The organism is Streptomyces mobaraensis NBRC 13819 = DSM 40847, assembly GCF_017916255.1.
Taxonomy (GTDB): domain Bacteria; phylum Actinomycetota; class Actinomycetes; order Streptomycetales; family Streptomycetaceae; genus Streptomyces; species Streptomyces mobaraensis.
Genome location: NZ_CP072827.1, coordinates 857791 through 876362, shown reverse-complemented (window position 1 = coordinate 876362; position 18572 = coordinate 857791). Strand labels below are relative to the sequence as shown.

The following is an 18572-nucleotide window of genomic DNA, read 5'->3' as shown; positions in this document are numbered from 1 at the left end:
CCCGCCCGGCACCCGGGAACTGTTCGTGCCAGAGAAGGGCCACAAGCGACATGACCAGTGACGAAAAGGTTCTCGACTACCTCAAGCGCCTGACCGTCGACCTGCGCAGGACCCGGCAGCGGCTGCACGAGGCCGAGGCCGGCGTCCGCGAGCCCATCGCCGTCGTCGGCATGGCCTGCCGCTACCCCGGCGGCGTCCGCTCGCCCGAGGACCTCTGGGAACTGGTCGCGGCCGGCACGGACGCGATCACCGCCCTGCCCGCCGACCGGGGCTGGGACCCGGAGCTGTACGACCCGGACCCCGCCCGGCACGGCCGGGTGTACGTCCGCGAGGGCGGCTTCCTCGACGGCGCCGACCGGTTCGACGCCGGCTTCTTCGGCATCAGCGGACGCGAGGCGCTGGCCATGGACCCGCAGCAGCGGCTGCTGCTGGAGACGTCCTGGGAGGCCCTGGAGCGCGCCGGCATCGACCCGGCCGGGCTGGCCGGCAGCCGCACCGGCGTCTTCGCCGGCGTGATCTACCAGGACTACGCGTCCCGACTGCGGCGCGTCCCGCCCGAGTTCGAGGGCTACATCGGCAACGGCAGCGCCGCGAGTGTCGCCTCCGGCCGGGTCGCCTACACCCTCGGCCTGGAGGGCCCGGCCGTCACCGTCGACACCGCCTGCTCCTCGTCGCTGGTGGCCCTGCACCTCGCCTGCCAGTCGCTGCGGCTCGGCGAGAGCGCCGTCGCGCTGGCGGGCGGCGTCACCGTCATGGCCTCGCCGATGGCGCTCGTCGAGTTCAGCCGGCAGCGCGGCCTGGCCGCCGACGCGCGCTGCAAGGCGTTCGCCGCCGCGGCCGACGGCACCGCCCTCGGCGAGGGCGCCGGCATGCTCGTCCTCGAACGGCTGTCGGACGCCCGGCGCAACGGGCACCCGGTCCTCGCCGTCATCCGCGGCAGCGCCGTCAACCAGGACGGCGCCAGCAGCGGCCTCACCGCCCCCAGCGGCCCGGCCCAGCAGCGCGTCATCCGCGACGCGCTCGCCAACGCCCGGGTGGCGGCGGCCGACGTGGACGCCGTGGAGGCCCACGGCACGGGCACCACCCTCGGCGACCCCATCGAGGCGCAGGCCCTGCTGGAGACCTACGGCCAGGACCGGCCGGCCGACCGGCCCGTGCGGGTCGGCTCGGTGAAGTCCAACATCGGGCACGCGCAGGCGGCGGCGGGTGTCGCCGGCGTCATCAAGATGGTGATGGCGCTGCGCAACGGCGTCCTGCCGCGCACCCTGCACGTCGACGAGCCGTCGCCGCACGTCGACTGGTCGGCGGGCGCCCTGTCCCTGCTCACCGAGCCGACGCCGTGGCCGGCGGCGGAGCGGCCCCGGCGGGCGGGCGTGTCGTCGTTCGGCGTGAGCGGGACGAACGCGCACGTGGTGCTGGAGGAGGCGCCGGAGGCGGTTGGGACCCCGGCCGCCGGGTCGGACGCCGGAGCCGCAGGGACGGACGCCGGAGCCGCCGGGTCGGACTCCGGAGCCGCCGGCTCCGGCGAGAGCGTCGCTGCCGAGGCGGAACCGTCCGTGGTGTCGGCGGTGCCCTGGCCCCTGTCCGCCAAGACCCCGGAAGCCCTCCGCGACCAGGCCGCGCGCCTTCTCGCCCACCTCGACGCCCACCCCGACGAGTCGGCCGCCGACATCGGCGCGGCCCTCGCCCGCGGCCGCTCGGTCTTCGAGCACCGCGCGGTGGCCGTCGGCACGGACCGCACCGAACTCCGCGCGGAGATCGTGGCGTTGGCGGCCGGGGAGCCCGCTCCCGGAGCGGCGACGGGCACGGCGCGCGGCGCCGCCAAGGTCGCCTTCCTCTTCCCGGACGACGGCGTCGGGTCCGGGGACGCGGTACGCCGCCTGCTGGCCGAGTCACCGGTGTTCGCCCGCCACATGGCGGAGTGCGCCGGGGCGCTTGCGGGCGCGACGGGACGGCCAGCGGCGGACGTGCTGCGGGAGCTGATCGCGGCGGTCGGGACATCCGGCGGCGCCGGTGCGGTCCGGGCGGCTGAAGGGGCCCGTGGGGCCGACGGGGCCGACGGGGCCAGCGAGGCCGGGCGGTCCGCGAGCGTCGGCTCGGGCGGCGCGGATACTGCGGCGGAGGGGTTCGGGAGGGTCGGCGAGACCGGTCGCATCGACGCGTCTGACGCGTCCGACGCGGCGCCGGCGAACGCTCAGGCGAAGGCGGTCGACGACGCGCAGGCGGTCGGGACATCCGGTGGCGCCGGTGCGGTTCGGGCGGCTGAAGGGGCCCGTGGGGCCGACGGGGCGGAGGCGGTTGTCGATGCCGCCGGCGCGGCCGGGCGGTCCGCGAGCGTCGACTCGGCCGGCGGCACCGGCGTTCGCGCAGCCCGCTGGGCCGTCGCCGTCTCCCTCGCCGCGCTCTGGCGCCACCACGGTGTCCGGCCGTCGACGGTCGTCGGTGACGGGACCGGCGAGATCGCGGCGGCCTGCGTGGCAGGCGCGCTGTCGCTGGAGGACGGGGCCCGCGCGGTGCTCGGCGGCACGGCCGACGCCGTGTCGCCCCGCCCGGCGGAGGTGCCGTTCCGTACGGCCTCCGGCGGGACCGACTGGCGGCCCGACGCCGACCGGTCGCCGCGCGGACTCGCCGCCGCTGTACGCGAGTTGGTCGGCCGCAGCCGGACGGTGTTCGTCGTCCTGGGGGCGGGCCTCGACGCCTTGGCCGAGGCAGCCGGTCCGGACTCGTTCGCCGTCCCCGCGCTGCGCGCGGACGGCGGCGCCCGGGGACTGCTGGCCTCGCTCGCGGACGTGCACGTCCGCGCCGCCGCCGTGGACTGGTCCGCCGCCCTGCCGGCCACCGGCCTCCGCCGCGTCGACCTGCCGACGTACCCGTTCCAGCGCCGCCGCTACTGGCTCGACGACTCCCCGGCCACCGGGGACGTCGACTCCGCCGGGCTCGGCGCCGTCGATCACCCACTGCTGGCGGCGGCCGTCGAACTGCCCGACGGCGACGGGGTGCTGTACTCCGGACGGCTGTCCGCGCGGACCCACCCGTGGCTCGCCGACCACACCGTCCTCGGCCGGACGCTGCTGCCCGGCACGGCCTGCCTGGAGCTCGCGCTGTGGGCCGCCGAGCGGGCCGGCTGCGGCCTGGTCGAGGAACTGACCCTGCACGCCCCGCTCGTCGTCGGCGACGCCGGCGTCCGCCTCCGGCTGGCCGTCACCGGCCCGGACGCGTCCGGCCGCCGCCGCCTCACCCTCGACGCGTGCGCCGAAGGCGCCGACTGGACCCGCCACGCGAGCGGCACCCTGGCCGAGGACGCGCGGGGTGCCGCGTACGATCTGATGCGCCCGGCCCCGGAGGCCGTCGCCGAGACGGACGTCACCGCCTTCTACGAGCGGGCCGCCGCACGCGGTTACGCCTACGGGCCCGCCTTCCGCGGCCTGCGCTCCCTCCGCCGCCTCGGCGACGAGGTCTTCGCCGAGGCCGCCCTCGACCACGACCGGCAGGTCGAGGCCGCCCGCTACCGCCTCCACCCGGCCCTCGCCGACGCCGCCCTGCAGGCCCTCGGCGTGCTCACGGAGGGCGGCGACGAGGCGCCTCAACTCCCCTTCGCCTGGCGGAACGTGTCCGTGCACACCGCGGGCGCCGGGGCCCTCCGCGTCCACCTCACCCGCACTGGCCCGGACACCGTCGCCCTGGACCTCGCCGACCCGGCGGGCACCCCGATCGCCTCGGCGGGCGCGGTCGTCCTGCGAACCGTACGGGACGGGCAGGTGCTCACCGGTGCGCAGACGGAAGCGAGCGGGGGAAACGCGGAGGGCGCACAGGCTGCCCTCTACCGCGTGCACTGGATCCCCGTGACCGCGGCCCCCGGCCAGAACCCTCCCGCGGGCCAGGCCGCGTCCGCCCTGCCGGTGCAGGCGCTCACCGCTTCCGGCCGGGGCGGTTCGGCTGTGTCCGGCTCGGCTGGTGCGTCCGGTGCCCTCGGGCGGGATGGGGCCGGGAGGTCCGCCGCTTCGGCCTTGGCTCCGGCGCCCGCCGGCGTCGGCCGGGGCGGGTCGGCTGCGTGCGGCTCGGCTGGTGCGTCCGGTGCCCTCGGGCGGGGCGGAGTCGGGGAGCCCGCCGCGTCCGCCTCGGCTCTGGTACCCGCCGGCGTCGGCCGGGACGGGGCCGCGTCCGGTGCCGCTCAAGCCGCCGGCACCCACGAGCGGCGCGAGCCCGCCGCCCCCGCCTCGGCCACCGCCCTCCCGCAGGAAGGGCCCGCCGCCTCAGGCCGGGGCGCCCCCGCCCCCGAGGTGTCCGTCGCCGTGATCGGTGCTCCCGGCACCGACGGCGCACCGGTGGTCGACCTGCCCGGGGCCGTCGTCCGGTATCCGGATCTCGCCGCCCTCGGCGCGGCCGTCGGCGAGGGAACGACCGTCGCCCGTACGCTGGTTCACGTCCTGCCCGCCGGGGCCGGCGGCCCCGAGGGGCTGCGCGCCGCCACGCACGCCGCCCTGGATCTCGCCCGCTCCTGGCCGGCGGACCCCCGATTCGCGGGAGCGACGCTCGTCGTCGTCACACGCGGCGCCCTGGCCGTCCGGCCCGGCGAGGACGTGCCCGACCCGGCCGCCGCGGCGGCCCTCGGGCTGCTGCGGACGGCGCAGGCCGAGCACCCGGGGCGGTTCGTGCTGCTCGACACCGACGCCCCCGTGGACGGGCGCGTGCTGCGGGCCGTCCTGGACAGCGGCGAGCCGCAGGCGGCCGCGCGCGGCGGGGAGGTCCTGGTCCCGCGGCTGGTGGCGGCCGGGGCGGAGGGAGCGGGCTCCCGCCCGTTCGACCCGCACGGCACCGTACTCGTCACCGGCGGGACCGGCGCGCTCGGCGGCGAGGTCGCCCGCCACCTGGCCCGCGCCGGGGCGCGCAGGCTGCTGCTCGCGACCCGCAGGGGCCAGGACGCGCCCGACGCGGCCGAGTTGGCCGAGGAACTGGCCGCACTCGGCGCCGAGGCGACCGTCGCCGCCTGCGACGTCTCCGATCGTGCCGCGCTCGCCGCGCTGCTCGCCGGCATACCGGAGGCGCACCCGCTGACGGCCGTGTACCACGTCGCGGGCGTGACCGACGACGGCGTCCTGGACGCGCAGACGCCCGAGCGACTCGACACCGTCCTCCGTCCCAAGGCGGACGCCGCCCGGCACCTGCATGAGCTGACTGATCATCAGAATCTGGCAGCGTTCGTGATGTTCTCGTCCGCCGCCGGGACGTTCGGCTCCGCCGGGCAGGGCGGCTACGCCGCGGCCAACGCCTACCTGGACGCCCTCGCCCACCACCGCCGCTCCCGCGGCCTGCCCGCGCAGTCGCTGGCCTGGGGGCTGTGGGAGCGGAGCAGCGCGCTCACCGACGCGCTCGACGCGACCGGCAGGGCGCGGCTCGGCCGGTCGGGCGTCCTGCCGCTGGCGACGGACGACGCCCTCGCGCTGCTCGACGCCGCCGCCGCGCACGACGAGCCGGTCCTGCTGCCCCTCCGGCTCGACCCGGCCCGGGTCGCGGAGCAGGGGAAGCCCCCGGCGCTGCTCCGGGCGCTGACCGGCGACGCGCGGCGGGCCCGGCCCGCGCCGGACACGGGCGCGGGCGACCGGCCGACGGACGACCGGCCGACGGACGACCAGCCGGTGGCCGACCGGCCGACGGACAACCAGCCGACGGACGACCGGCAGGCCGCGCCCGGCCACCGCTACGCCGCCCTCCCGGCGGCCGAGCGCCGGCGCGCCCTGCTCGGGCTCGTCCGGACGCACGCCGCCGCCGTCCTCGGCGAGGCGACCCCCGCCGATATCGCCCCCGACCGCGGCTTCGTCGACCTCGGCCTGGACTCCCTCGCCGACCTGGAACTCCGCGACCGGCTGCACGAGGCCACCGGGCTGCCCCTCGCCACCACCCTGATCTTCGACTACCCGACGGCGGCCGCCCTCGCCGACCACCTCTGCGCCGAGTTCGCCGCCGCGGCACCCGCCGACGATCCGGACAGCCCCGTCGCCGGGGAACTCGACCGGCTGGAGGCCGCCCTGGCCCCGTACGCCGCCGACGCCGGGACCAGGGAGCTGGTGGCCCGCCGCCTGAAGGACCTGCTGTCCCGCTGGGACGCGGACCGCCCCGAAGGAACCGGCCACGGCTCCGCGCACCCGGCCCCGGAAACCGGCCACGACGCCCGCCCGCACGACGACTTCGCCACCGCCACCGACGACGAGCTCTTCGAAGCGCTTCGAGAGCTGCGCACCGCAGACCGCGGTTGAACCACCGGACCGCACACCCCCCGAGGAGCTGGCTCGAAGTGAGCAACGAAGAGAAGCTGCGCGAACACCTGCGGTGGGCGACCGCCGAACTCAAGGAGTCCCGCCGCCGCGTCAAGGAGCTGGAGGACGGCGGCCACGAGCCCGTCGCCATCGTCGGCATGAGCTGCCGGCTGCCCGGCGGCGTGAACTCCCCCGAGGAGCTGTGGCAGTTGGTGGTCAAGGGCGGTGACGCCATCGGCGCGCCGCCCGCCGACCGGGGCTGGCGGATCGACGACCTCTACGACCCCGACCCCGAGTCCGGTCGCCCCGGCACCACCTACGTCCGCGAGGGCGGGTTCATCGAGGGAGCCGACGGCTTCGACCCGGCCTTCTTCGGCATCAGCCCGCGCGAGGCCGTCGCCATGGACCCGCAGCAGCGGCTGCTGCTGGAAGCCGCCTGGGAGGCCGTCGAACGGGCCGGCGTGGACCCGCGCCGCCTGCGCGGCGAACGCGTCGGCGTCTACGCCGGGCTCATGTACCACGAGTACGGCAACCGCGGCATCGAGGTGCCCGAGGCGGTCGCCGGGTTCCTCGGCAGCGGCACCTCCGGCAGCGTCGCCTCCGGCCGGATCGCCTACACCTTCGGTTTCGAGGGCCCGGCCGTCACGGTCGACACGGCCTGCTCCTCGTCGCTCGTCACCCTGCACCTCGCCGCGCAGGCGCTGCGCCGCGGCGACTGCACCCTCGCCCTGGCCGGCGGTGTCACGGTGATGGTCACGCCCAACACCTTCGTCGAGTTCAGCCGGCAGCGCGGGCTGGCCCCGGACGGCCGGTGCAAGTCCTTCGCGGCCGGCGCCGACGGCACCGCGTGGGGCGAGGGCGTCGCCATGCTGCTGGTCGAGCGGCTGTCCGACGCCCGCCGCAACGGCCATCCCGTCCTCGCCGTGCTGCGCGGCTCCGCCGTCAACCAGGACGGCGCCAGCAGCGCGCTCGCCGCCCCCAACGGCCCGGCCCAGCAGCGCGTCATCCGCCGCGCCCTGGAGGACGCCGGCCTCACCGCCGCCGACGTGGACGCCGTGGAGGCGCACGGCACGGGGACGAAGCTCGGCGACCCGATCGAGGCCCAGGCGCTCCTCGCCACCTACGGCAAGGGCCGCCCGGCGGACCGGCCGCTGTGGCTGGGCTCGCTCAAGTCCAACATCGGGCACACGCAGGCCGCCGCCGGAGCCGCCGGGGTCATCAAGACGGTGATGGCCCTGCGCCACGGCGTGCTGCCGCAGACCCTGCACGCCGAGGAGCGGACGCCGCACGTCGACTGGTCCTCCGGCGCCGTCGAGCTGCTCACCGAGCGCCGCGACTGGCCCGAGACCGGCCGGCCGCGCCGGGCCGGCGTCTCCTCCTTCGGTGTCAGCGGCACCAACGCCCACGTCATCCTGGAGCAGGCGCCGGAGGACGAGCCCGCCGCCGCGCCCGAGGCCGGCGCGGGCGTCCTGCCGTGGGTGGTCTCCGCCCGTACCCCCGACGCCCTGCGGGCGCAGGCGGCACGGCTCGCCGACGCCGTCGGGGACGCCGACCCGGCACGGGTGGGCTGGTCGCTGGCGTCGGGACGGTCCTCCTTCGAGCACCGGGCGGTGGTGATCGGTGATGGTCGCGGCGAACTGCTGGACGGCGTCCGCGCGTTGGCCGACGGCGGGTCCGCTCCCGGAGTCGTATGCGGGGTGGCCTCGGTCGTCGAGTCCGACGGTCCGGTGTTCGTGTTCCCGGGGCAGGGGTCGCAGTGGGCCGGGATGGCCGTGGAGCTGCTGGATTCCTCGGAGGTGTTCGCCGGGCGGATCGCCGAGTGTGAGCGGGCTTTGGCGCCGTTCGTGGATTGGTCGTTGACCGGTGTGCTGCGGCAGGTGCCGGGTGCTCCGGGGCTGGATCGCGTGGATGTGGTGCAGCCGGTGCTGTGGGCGGTGATGGTGTCGCTGGCCGCGCTGTGGCGGTCGGCCGGTGTGGAGCCCGTCGCCGTGGTGGGGCATTCGCAGGGTGAGATCGCCGCCGCGTGCGTCGCCGGGGGGCTGTCGCTGGAGGACGGCGGTCGTGTCGTCGCCCTGCGTTCCCGGGCGCTGCTGGAGATCGCGGGGGAGGGCGGGATGGTCTCCGTCGCCCTGCCCGCCGAGCAGGCGGAGGAACTGGCCGGACGCTGGGAGGGACGGATCTCCGTCGCCGCCCTCAACGGCCCCCGCTCGACCGTCGTCTGCGGGGACGCGGGCGCGCTGGACGAACTGCTGGCGCACTGCGAGGACCGGGAGATCCGGGCCCGTCGCGTACCGGTCGACTACGCCTCGCACTCCGCGCACGTCGAGCGCATCCGGGAGCGCATCCAGCGCGAGCTGGCGGACCTCCGCCCCCGCTCCGGAACGGTCCCCTTCCACTCCACCCTCACCGGCGACGTCTTCGACACCGCCGGTCTGGACGCGGACTACTGGTACCGCAACCTCCGCAACACCGTCCGCTTCCGGTCCGTCATCGACGGCCTGCTGGCCGCCGGGCACCGGGCGTTCGTCGAGTGCAGCGCCCACCCCGTCCTCACCGTCGGGATCGAGGAGACCGCGCAGGACGCCGACGTCCCGGCCGTGGTCGTCGGCTCGCTGCGCCGCGACGAGGGCGGCCGGCGCCGCTTCCTCACCTCCCTCGCCGAGGCGTACACCCAGGGTGTGGCGGTCGACTGGACCACCGTCTTCCCCGCCGGCGCCCGGCACCGCGTCGACCTCCCCACCTACGCCTTCCAGCGCGAGCGCTACTGGCTGGAGGGCGACGGCATCACCGGCGACGTCACCGCCGTCGGCCTGCGCGCCACCGGGCACCCGCTGCTCGGCGCGGCCGTGCCGGTGGCCGGCGGGGACGGGCTGCTGCTCACCGGACGGATATCCCTCGACACCCACTCCTGGCTCGCCGACCACGCCGTCTGGGGCACGACCCTCGTCCCCGGCGCCGCGCTGGCCGAACTGGCCGTCAGTGCGGCGGACCTGACGGCTCATGGAGTACTGGAGGAACTGACGCTCCAGGCGCCGCTCGTCCTGCCCGAGCGCGGCGGCGTCCATGTCCAGCTCTCCGTGGGAGCCGCCGACGAGGACGGCCGCAGGCCGCTCACCCTGCACTCCCGTCCGGAGGACGCCGCCCCCGACGCCGCCTGGACCACCCACGCCACCGGTTTCCTCGCCCCCGGCACGGCCGCCGCCCCGGCGTGGGACCTGGCCGCCTGGCCGCCCCCGGGCGCCACCCCCGTACCCGTCGACACGCTGTACGAGCGCCTGGCCGACGACGGCCTCGGCTACGGTCCGGCCTTCCAGGGGCTGCACGCCCTCTGGGAACGCGGCGACGACCTCTACGCCGAGGTCCGCCTGCCCCGCGAACAGCACGCCGCCGCAGGGGCGTTCGCCCTGCACCCGGCCCTCCTCGACGCGGCCCTGCACCCCGCCGCCGCCCGCTCCACGGGCGACGTGCGGCTGCCGTTCGCCTGGACCGGCGTCACCGTGCACGCCACCGGCGCCACCGCGCTCCGCGTCCACCTCGCGCCCGCCGGTGACGACGGCCTGACCCTCCACGCGGCCGACGGCTCCGGCGCCCCCGTCGTCACCGTCGCGTCCCTGGTCAGCCGGAGCTTCACCCGCGACCAGCTGGAGTCCGCCCGCACCGCGCGGCACCACGACGCCCTCTTCCACGTCGAGTGGAGCGAAACCCCCCTGACCGACGGCGAGTCGGACTGGGCCGTGCTGGGCGAGGACGTCCTCGGTCTGGCCGCCGGACACCCCGGCGTGCCCGTCCACGCCGACCTCGCGGCGCTCGCCGCCGCCCCGGCCGTCCCCGGCACCGTCGTCGTCCCCTGCCGCTTCGACACCGCCGGCGCCCCCGCCGACGAGGCCGCCGCGGCCGTGACGCACCGCCTCCTGATCCTGCTGCGCGACTGGCTGAACGAGGAGCGCTGCGCCTCCTCGCGGCTGGTCCTCGTCACCTCCGGCGCCGTCCCCGCCGCGCCCGGGGAGACCGTCCACGACCTCGCGCACGCTGCCGTCTGGGGCATGGTCCGCTCCGCCCGCACCGAGCACCCGGGCCGGTTCGCGCTGCTGGACGTCGACGGGCTGCCCGGCTCACGGGACGCCCTGCCCGCCGCCCTCGCCTCCGACGAGCCCGAAGCCGCGCTCCGCAAGGGTGAGTTGCTTGTTCCCAGGCTCGCCCGGTCCGCCGCCGGACGGTCGTTGGAGCCCCCGCGCGACGGGTCCGGTTGGCGGCTCGACGTCACCAGCAAGGGCACCCTGGAGAACCTCGCCCTCGTCCCCGCCCCCGAGGCGGCCGGACCGCCCGGGCCGGGCCAGGTGCGGATCGCCGTCCGCGCCGCCGGCATGAACTTCCGCGACGTCGTCCTCGGGCTCGGCATGGTCGACCAGGACGTCATGGGCGGCGAGGCCGCCGGTGTCGTCCTGGAGACCGGCCCCGACGTCACCGAGTTCGCGCCCGGCGACCGGGTGTTCGGCATGGTGCCCGGCGCGTTCGGGCCGCACGCCGTCGTCGACCGGCGGCTGCTGGCCCGGATGCCCGACGGCTGGACGTACACCGAGGCCGCCACCGTCCCCATCGCGTTCCTCACCGCCTGGTACGGACTGGTCGACCTCGCCGCGGTCCGCCCCGGCGAGACCCTCCTCGTGCACGCGGCCACCGGCGGCGTCGGGATCGCCGCCCTCCAGATCGCCCGCCACCTCGGCGCCGAGGTGTACGCCACCGCGAGCCCCGCCAAGTGGGACACGCTGCGCGCCCTCGGCGTGCCCGACGAGCGGATCGCCTCCTCCCGCGACCTGGACTTCGAGGCGGCCTTCCGGACGGCGACCGGCGGGCGCGGCGTGGACGTCGTCCTCAACTCCCTCGCCCACGAGTACGTCGACGCCTCCCTGCGGCTCCTCGCACCCGGCGGCCGGTTCGTCGAGATGGGCAAGACCGACATCCGCGACGCGGAGACCGAGGAGGCCGCCCACCCGGGCGCCACCTACCGGTACTTCGACCTGATCGACGCCGGGCACGAGCGCATCGGCGCGATGATCGGCGAGCTGATGGAGCTGTTCGAGCGGGGCGTGCTCCGGCCGCTCCCGGCGGCCACCTGGGACGTTCGCCGGGCCCCCGAGGCGTTCCGCTTCATGAGCCGGGCCCGGCACACCGGCAAGGTCGTCCTCACCATGCCGGACGCCCTCGACCCGGCCGGCACCGTCCTGATCACCGGCGGCACCGGCGTCCTCGGCGGGCTCGTCGCCCGCGACCTCGCCGCCCGGCACGGCGTGCGGCACCTGCTGCTGCTCGGACGGCGGGGCGCCGACGCCCCCGGAGTCGCCGAACTGGTCGAAGAACTGCGTGCGTCGGGCGCGGAGGCCACGGTCGCCGCCTGTGACGCCGCCGACCGGGACGCGCTGGCCGCCGTACTCGCCGCGATCCCCGCCGACCGCCCGCTCACCGGCGTCGTGCACGCCGCCGGGGTCCTCGACGACGCCGTGATCACCGCTCTCACCCCCGCGCAGGTCGACGCCGTCCTGCGTCCCAAGGTGCGGGCCGCCTGGAACCTCCACGAGCTCACCCGGGACACCCCGCTCGGCGCGTTCGTCCTGTTCTCGTCGGCCGCCGCCACCCTCGGCGGCCCGGGCCAGGGCAACTACGCCGCCGCCAACGCGTTCCTCGACGCGCTCGCCCGGCGGCGGCGGGCCGACGGCCTGCCCGGCCTGTCCGTCGCCTGGGGCCTGTGGGAGACCGCCAGCGGCATGACCGGCCACCTGGACGCCGCGGACCACACCCGGATGCGGCGCTCCGGCGTCGCCCCGCTCACCGACGCCGAGGGCCTCGACCTGTTCGCCGCCGCCCTCGCCGGCGACCGGCCGCTGCCCGTCGCCCTGCGGCTCGACACCACGGCCCTGCGCGCCGCCGCCGGGCCCGGAGGCGTCCCGTCGCTGCTGCGCGCCCTCGCCGGCGGCCCCGCCCGGCGGACCGCCGAGACCGGGCCGGGGGAGGGGCGGGACGCCCTCCGGGCGCGGCTGGCCGCCCTGCCCGCCGCAGAGCGCGACGGCGCCCTGCTGGACCTGGTCCGCGGCCACGCGGCGACCGTCCTCGGGCACGCCTCGGGCGAGGACGTGCACGACCGGCAGCCCTTCAAGGCGCTCGGCTTCGACTCCCTCACCTCCGTCGAACTGCGCAACCGCCTGAACGCCGCCACCGGCCTCCGGCTCCCGGCCACCCTCGTCTTCGACCACCCGACCCCCGCCGACCTCGCCGCCCACCTGCGGGCCCTGCTGCTGCCCGACGGCGGCGACGCGCACGGCGGCACGACCGGCACCGCCGGCGCGTCCGGCGCGGACGACGGGACCGACGTGCGCGCGCTGCTCGCCGGCATCCCCGTCGCCCGCCTCCGGGCGGCCGGACTCCTCGACCCGCTCCTCCGACTCGCCGCCGAAACAGGCGAGTTGCCGCCCGACGGCGGTGGCCCGGAGGCGGCCGACACCGAATCGATCGACACCATGGACGCCGACAGTCTGGTGGACATGGCCCTGGACATGACGGACATCCGATAGCGCCCGGACGGCGGAGAACCACGATGGCTGCAACGTACGAGAAGGTCCTGGAAGCGCTGCGCGCGTCCGTCAAGGAGGCGACCCGGCTCAAGCAGGAGAACCAGCGGCTCGCCGACGCCGCGCGCGAACCCGTCGCGATCGTCGGCATGGCCTGCCGCTTCCCCGGGGACGTACGCTCCCCCGAGGACTTCTGGCGGCTCCTCGCCGACGGCACCGACGCCGTCGGCCCGTTCCCCGAGGACCGCGGCTGGGACACCGACGAGCTGTACGACCCCGACCCCGACCGGGTGGGCAAGAGCTATGTGCGGCACGGCGCGTTCGTCCGCGACGCGGACCGGTTCGACGCCGCGTTCTTCGGCATCAGTCCCCGCGAGGCCGTCGCCATGGACCCGCAGCAGCGGCTGCTGCTGGAGACCGCCTGGGAGGCGTTCGAACGGGCCGGCATCGACCCGGAGTCCGTCCGCGGCAGCCGCACCGGCGTCTTCGTCGGCACCGCGCCGCTCGGCTACGCCACCGGCGCCCGGCAGGGCTCCGACGGCGCCGAGGGCTACCTGCTGACCGGCACCACCGTCAGCGTCGCCTCCGGGCGGCTCGCCTACGTCCTCGGCCTGGAGGGCCCGGCCGTCACCGTCGACACCGCCTGCTCGTCGTCGCTGGTCGCACTGCACCTGGCCTGCCAGTCGCTGCGGCGCGGCGAGTCCACCCTCGCCCTGGCCGGCGGGATGGCCGTGATGGCCGAGCCGCGCATGTTCGTCGAGTTCAGCCGGCAGCGCGGGCTCGCTCCCGACGGCCGGTGCAAGGCGTTCGCCGCCGGCGCCGACGGCACCGCGTGGGGCGAGGGCGGCGGCGTCCTGCTGCTCGAACGGCTCTCCGACGCGCGCCGCAACGGCCACCCCGTCCTCGCCGTCGTCCGCGGCTCCGCCGTCAACCAGGACGGCGCCTCCAACGGGCTCACCGCCCCCAGCGGCCCCTCCCAGCAGCGGGTCGTCCGCGAGGCCCTCGCCGACGCCGGGCTCACCCCCGACCAGGTCGACGCCGTCGAGGCGCACGGCACCGGTACCTCCCTCGGCGACCCCATCGAGGCCCAGGCGCTGCTCGCCACCTACGGCCAAGGGCGGCCCGCCGACCGGCCGTTGTGGCTGGGTTCGGTGAAGTCCAACATCGGCCACACCCAGCTCGCCGCCGGTGTCGCCGGCGTCATCAAGACCGTTCTCGCCATGCGCCACGGCACCCTCCCGCGCACCCTGCACGTCGACGCGCCCACCCCACACGTCGACTGGTCCTCCGGCGCCGTCTCCCTGCTCACCGAACCGGTCGACTGGCCCGAGACAGGACGCCCGCGCCGCGCCGCCGTCTCGTCGTTCGGCATCAGCGGCACCAACGCCCACGTCGTCCTCGAACAGGGCGACGGCCCGTCCTCCGCAGAGGAACTGCCGGACGGGGAAGGCCCCTTGCTGTGGGCCGTGTCCGCCCGGAGCCCCGAGGCGCTGCGCGCCCAGGCCGCCCGGCTGGCCGACGCCGTCCGCACCCACCCCGACTGGCGCCCCGGCGACCTCGCCCGCGTCCTCGTCCGCTCCCGCGCCGCCCTGGAGCACCGCGCCACCGTCACCGGCACCACCCGCGACGACCTGCTGACCGGCCTCGACGCGCTGCGCGACGGCGTCTCCGCGCCCCGCCTGGTCCGCGACACCGTCCGGCGCGCCGGCAAGACCGCGTTCCTCTTCACCGGCCAGGGCGCCCAGCGCGCCGGCGCCGGTGCCGAACTTCACGCAGGTCACCCGGCGTTCGCCCGTGCCCTCGACGACGTGTGCGAGGCCCTGGGCGACGGCCTCGGCGCCGAGACCCGCGCCCTCGTCCTCGGCACCGGCGACCCCGCCCTCCTCAAGGGCACCCTGCACGCCCAGACCACCCTGTTCGCCCTGGAAACCGCCCTCTTCCGGCTCCTGGAAGCGTGGGAGCTGCGCCCGGACGCCCTCCTCGGGCACTCCATCGGCGAACTGGCCGCCGCGCACGCCGCCGGGGTGTTCTCCCTGGAGGACGCGGCGACCGTCGTCGCCGCCCGCGGCCGCCTCATGGCCCGCTTGCCCAGCGGCGGCGGCATGACGGCCGTCCAGGCGGACGAGGAGGAGGTACTGCCGCTGCTGGCGGACCGCGCCCACCTCGCGGCCGTCGCCGCCGTCAACGGCCCCCGCGCCGTCGTCGTCTCCGGCGACGAGGACACCGTCCGCGAGATCGCCGGACGGTTCGCCGCCGACGGCCGCCGCACCAAGCGCCTCGACGTCAGCCACGCCTTCCACTCCCCGCGCATGGACGGCATGCTGGACGGCTTCCGCGCCGTCCTCGACCGCGTCACCCTCCATGCGCCCGCCCTCCCGCTCGTCTCCGACCTCACCGGCCGCACCCTCACCGCCGACGAGGCCCGCGACCCCGGCTACTGGGTGCGGCACGTCCGCGACACCATCCGGTTCCGCGACGGCGTCCGCCGCCTCCTCGCCCAGGGCGTGCGCACCTGCCTCGAACTCGGCCCCGCCGGTGTGCTGTCCGCCCTCGCCCAGGACACCGCGGCCGAGGACGGCGGCGACCTCACCGCCGTCCCCCTGCTGCGCCGGGACCGGCCCGAGCCCGAGACCGTCCGCACCGCCTTCGCCCACGCCTGGGCGCGCGGCGCCCGCACCGGCCTCGCCGCCGCCCTGCCCGCCGGACCCACCCCGCACCTGGACCTGCCCACCTACGCGTTCCAGGGCGAACGCCACTGGCTGCGGCCCGCCGACGCCGGCGACGGCCCGGCGGGACCCGCCGCGCTCGGCCTCGACGCCGCCGGACACCCGCTGCTCACCGCCGCCGTACGGCCGGCCGACGACGACCGGCTCGTCCTCACCGGCCGGATCTCCACCCGCAGCCACCCGTGGATCGCCGACCACGTCGTCCTCGGCACCGTCATCGTCCCCGGCACCGCCTACCTCGACCTCGTCCTGGACGCCGCCCGCCGCGTCGGCTGCGGCACGGTCGAGGAGCTGAACCAGGAGGCGCCGCTGATCCTCACCGGCACCCGCCCGGCCGACGTCCAGCTCACCGTCGGCGCCCCCGACGCCGACGGCCGGCGCGCCGTGGCCGTCCACTCGCGGCCCGACGACGGCGCCGAGTGGACCCGGCACGCCCACGGCACCGTCGCCCCCGGCACCCCCGAGCCCGCCCGCGACCTGTCCGGCGACTGGCTCCCGGCGGACGCCGTCCCCGTCGACCTCACCGACTTCTACCCGTCCGTGGTCGCCGACGGCTTCGCCTACGGCCCCACCTTCCGCGGCCTGACCGCGCTCTGGCGGTCCGGCGACGAGGTGTTCGGCGAGGTGGCCCTCCCCGAGGCGGCCCGCACCGACGCGGCCGGCTACGGGGTGCACCCCGCGCTGCTGGACGCGGCCCTGCACGCCGGGCTCGTCGGCAACACCGGCGACACCGTCCGGCTGCCCTTCTGCTGGAACCGCGTCGGCCTGCACACGACCGGCGCCACCGCGCTCCGCGTCCACCTCGCCCCCGCCGGGCCGGACGCCATGCGGCTCACCGTGGCCGACGCCGACGGCACCCCCGTCCTCACCGCCGACTCCCTCCAGGCCCGCCCGGTCTCCCTCGGCCAACTCCAGGCCGCCCGCCGGGACGAGACCCTCCACGAGCTCCGCTGGACCGCCGCCCCCGACGCCGAGCCGGAGACCCGGGCCCGCACCTGGGCGCTGCTCGGCGACGGCGTGCCGGGCCTCCCCGGAGCCCTGCCGGCCGGTGACCGGCTCGTCGGGTACGAGGCCGGTGCCGGCGTGCCCGGTGCGGCGCCGGTCGTCCCGGCGCCGGGGCGACGGGCGGGAGATGCCGCCGCCGAGGTCCTGCCCGCTGACGACCGGCTCGTCGCGGATGCCGCCGATGCCGGAGTGCCGGGCCCGGCGCCCGGGCTGTCGATAGGGGGTGCCGCCGCCGAAACCCTGCCCGCCGACGACCCGCTCCTCGGGGCCGCCGGCGTGCCCGACGTCGCGCTGGTCGCCCCGGCGCCCGGCCGTCCCGTCCGCGAGACCGTCGCCGAGACGCTGGACCTGCTCCAGCGCTGGCTCGCCGACGAGCGCACCGCGTCGTCCGTCCTCGCCGTCCTCACCCGCGGTGCCGTGGCCACCGGCCCCGGCGAGTCCGTCCCACACCCCGAACTGGCCGCGGTCTGGGGCCTGGTGGGCGCCGCGCAGGCCGAGAACCCGGGCCGGTTCGTCCTGGCCGACCTCCCGCCGGACACCGACGCGACACCGGAGCTGCTGACGGCACTCCTCGCGGGCGAGCCCCAACTCGCCCTGCGCGACGGTGCCGTGCGCGTCCTCCGGCTGGCGCCGGCCCGGCTCCCGGCCGACGCCGTACCGCCCGTGCTCGGCCCCGACGGCACCGTCCTCGTCACGGGCGGCACCGGCGCCCTCGGTGCGCTCGTCGCCCGGCACCTGGTCGAACGGCACGGTGTCCGGCACCTGTTGCTGCTCGGCAGGCAGGGGCCGGCCGCCGAAGGGGCCGGGGAACTGGTCACCGACCTGAAGGAGCGAGGCGCCCACGTCGACGTCCGGGCCTGCGACGTGTCCGACCGTACGGCCCTGGCCGCCGCGCTCGCCGCCGTGCCCGCGGACCGTCCGCTGACCGCCGTCGTGCACGCGGCCGGCGTGGTCGACGACGCCGTCGTCCCCGCCCTCACCGCCGAACGCGCCGCCGCCGTCCTCGCGCCCAAGGCCGACGCCGCCCACCACCTGCACGAGCTCACCCGGGACCTGCCGCTCGCCGCGTTCGTGCTGTTCTCCTCCGCCACCGCCACCCTCGGCGGCGCCGGGCAGGGGAGTTACGCGGCGGCCAACGCGTACCTCGACGCCCTCGCCGCGCACCGGGCCGCCGCCGGGCTGCCCGCCCTCTCCCTGGCCTGGGGGCCCTGGGAGGGCACCGGCGGCATGGCCGACGCGCTCGACGAGGCCGGCCGGCGGCGGATGCGCCGCTCCGGCGTCCTGCCGCTCTCCGCCGACGAGGGACTGGCCCTCTTCGACGCCGCCCTCGCCGCGGACCGCCCGGTGCTGCTGCCCGTCCGGCTGGAGACCGCCGCCCTGCGCGCCGCCTCGGCCCAACTGCCGCCGCTGTTCCACGGCTTGGTCCCGCCGCCCGCCCAAGCGGTCCGCGCCGCCGGGCCGGACGCCGCCGGGGACCTGCGGCGGCGCCTCGCCGGGCTGGACGCCGCGGGCCGCGACCGGGTCCTGCTCGACCTGGTCCGCACCCAGGCCGCCCAGGTGCTCGGTCACGCGGGAGCCGCCGCGGTCGCCCCCGACCAGCCGTTCGAGGACCTGGGCTTCGACTCGCTGACCGCCGTCGAACTCCGCAACCGGCTCACCGCCGCCACCGGCACCCGGCTCTCCGCCACCCTCGTCTTCGACTACCCGACGGCCGCCGCCCTGGCCCGGCACCTCCGCGAGGCGCTGCCGGACGGGGACGCCCCCGCCGCCCGGTCCGTCCTCGACGACCTCGACCGGCTGGAGGCGGCCCTCGCCGCACTGCCGGCGGACGACCCGGACCGGGTCCGGGTCGCCACCCGGCTGCGGGCCGTCGCCGCCCGCTGGGACGACGACCGGCCGGTCCCGGCCGACGACGAACCGGCGTCCGGCACCGACCTCTCCGCCGCCGACGACGACGAGGTCTTCGACTACATCGAGAAGGAACTCGGGATTTCCTGACCGCTCGGGAACCGTGCCGTCGAAAC

General features: G+C 77.4%; 2 protein-coding genes and 1 pseudogene. All 3 read left to right on the top strand.

Annotated features, from left to right (window positions below; all coding sequences use genetic code 11):
* Positions 1–77: 77 nt before the first annotated feature.
* Positions 78–6254 (top strand): annotated as a pseudogene (locus J7W19_RS03250) (type I polyketide synthase); the annotation flags it as partial.
* Between the two features lie 38 nt (positions 6255–6292).
* The gene (locus tag J7W19_RS03245; protein WP_210455269.1) at positions 6293–12820 is read left to right on the top strand and encodes a type I polyketide synthase; all 6528 of its coding nucleotides are present in this window, start codon (positions 6293–6295) and stop codon (positions 12818–12820) included.
* Between the two features lie 23 nt (positions 12821–12843).
* A complete protein-coding gene (locus J7W19_RS03240) occupies positions 12844–18546 on the top strand; it encodes a type I polyketide synthase (protein WP_004951565.1) in 5703 nt (1900 codons plus the stop codon).
* The last annotated feature ends 26 nt before the right edge of the window (positions 18547–18572 follow it).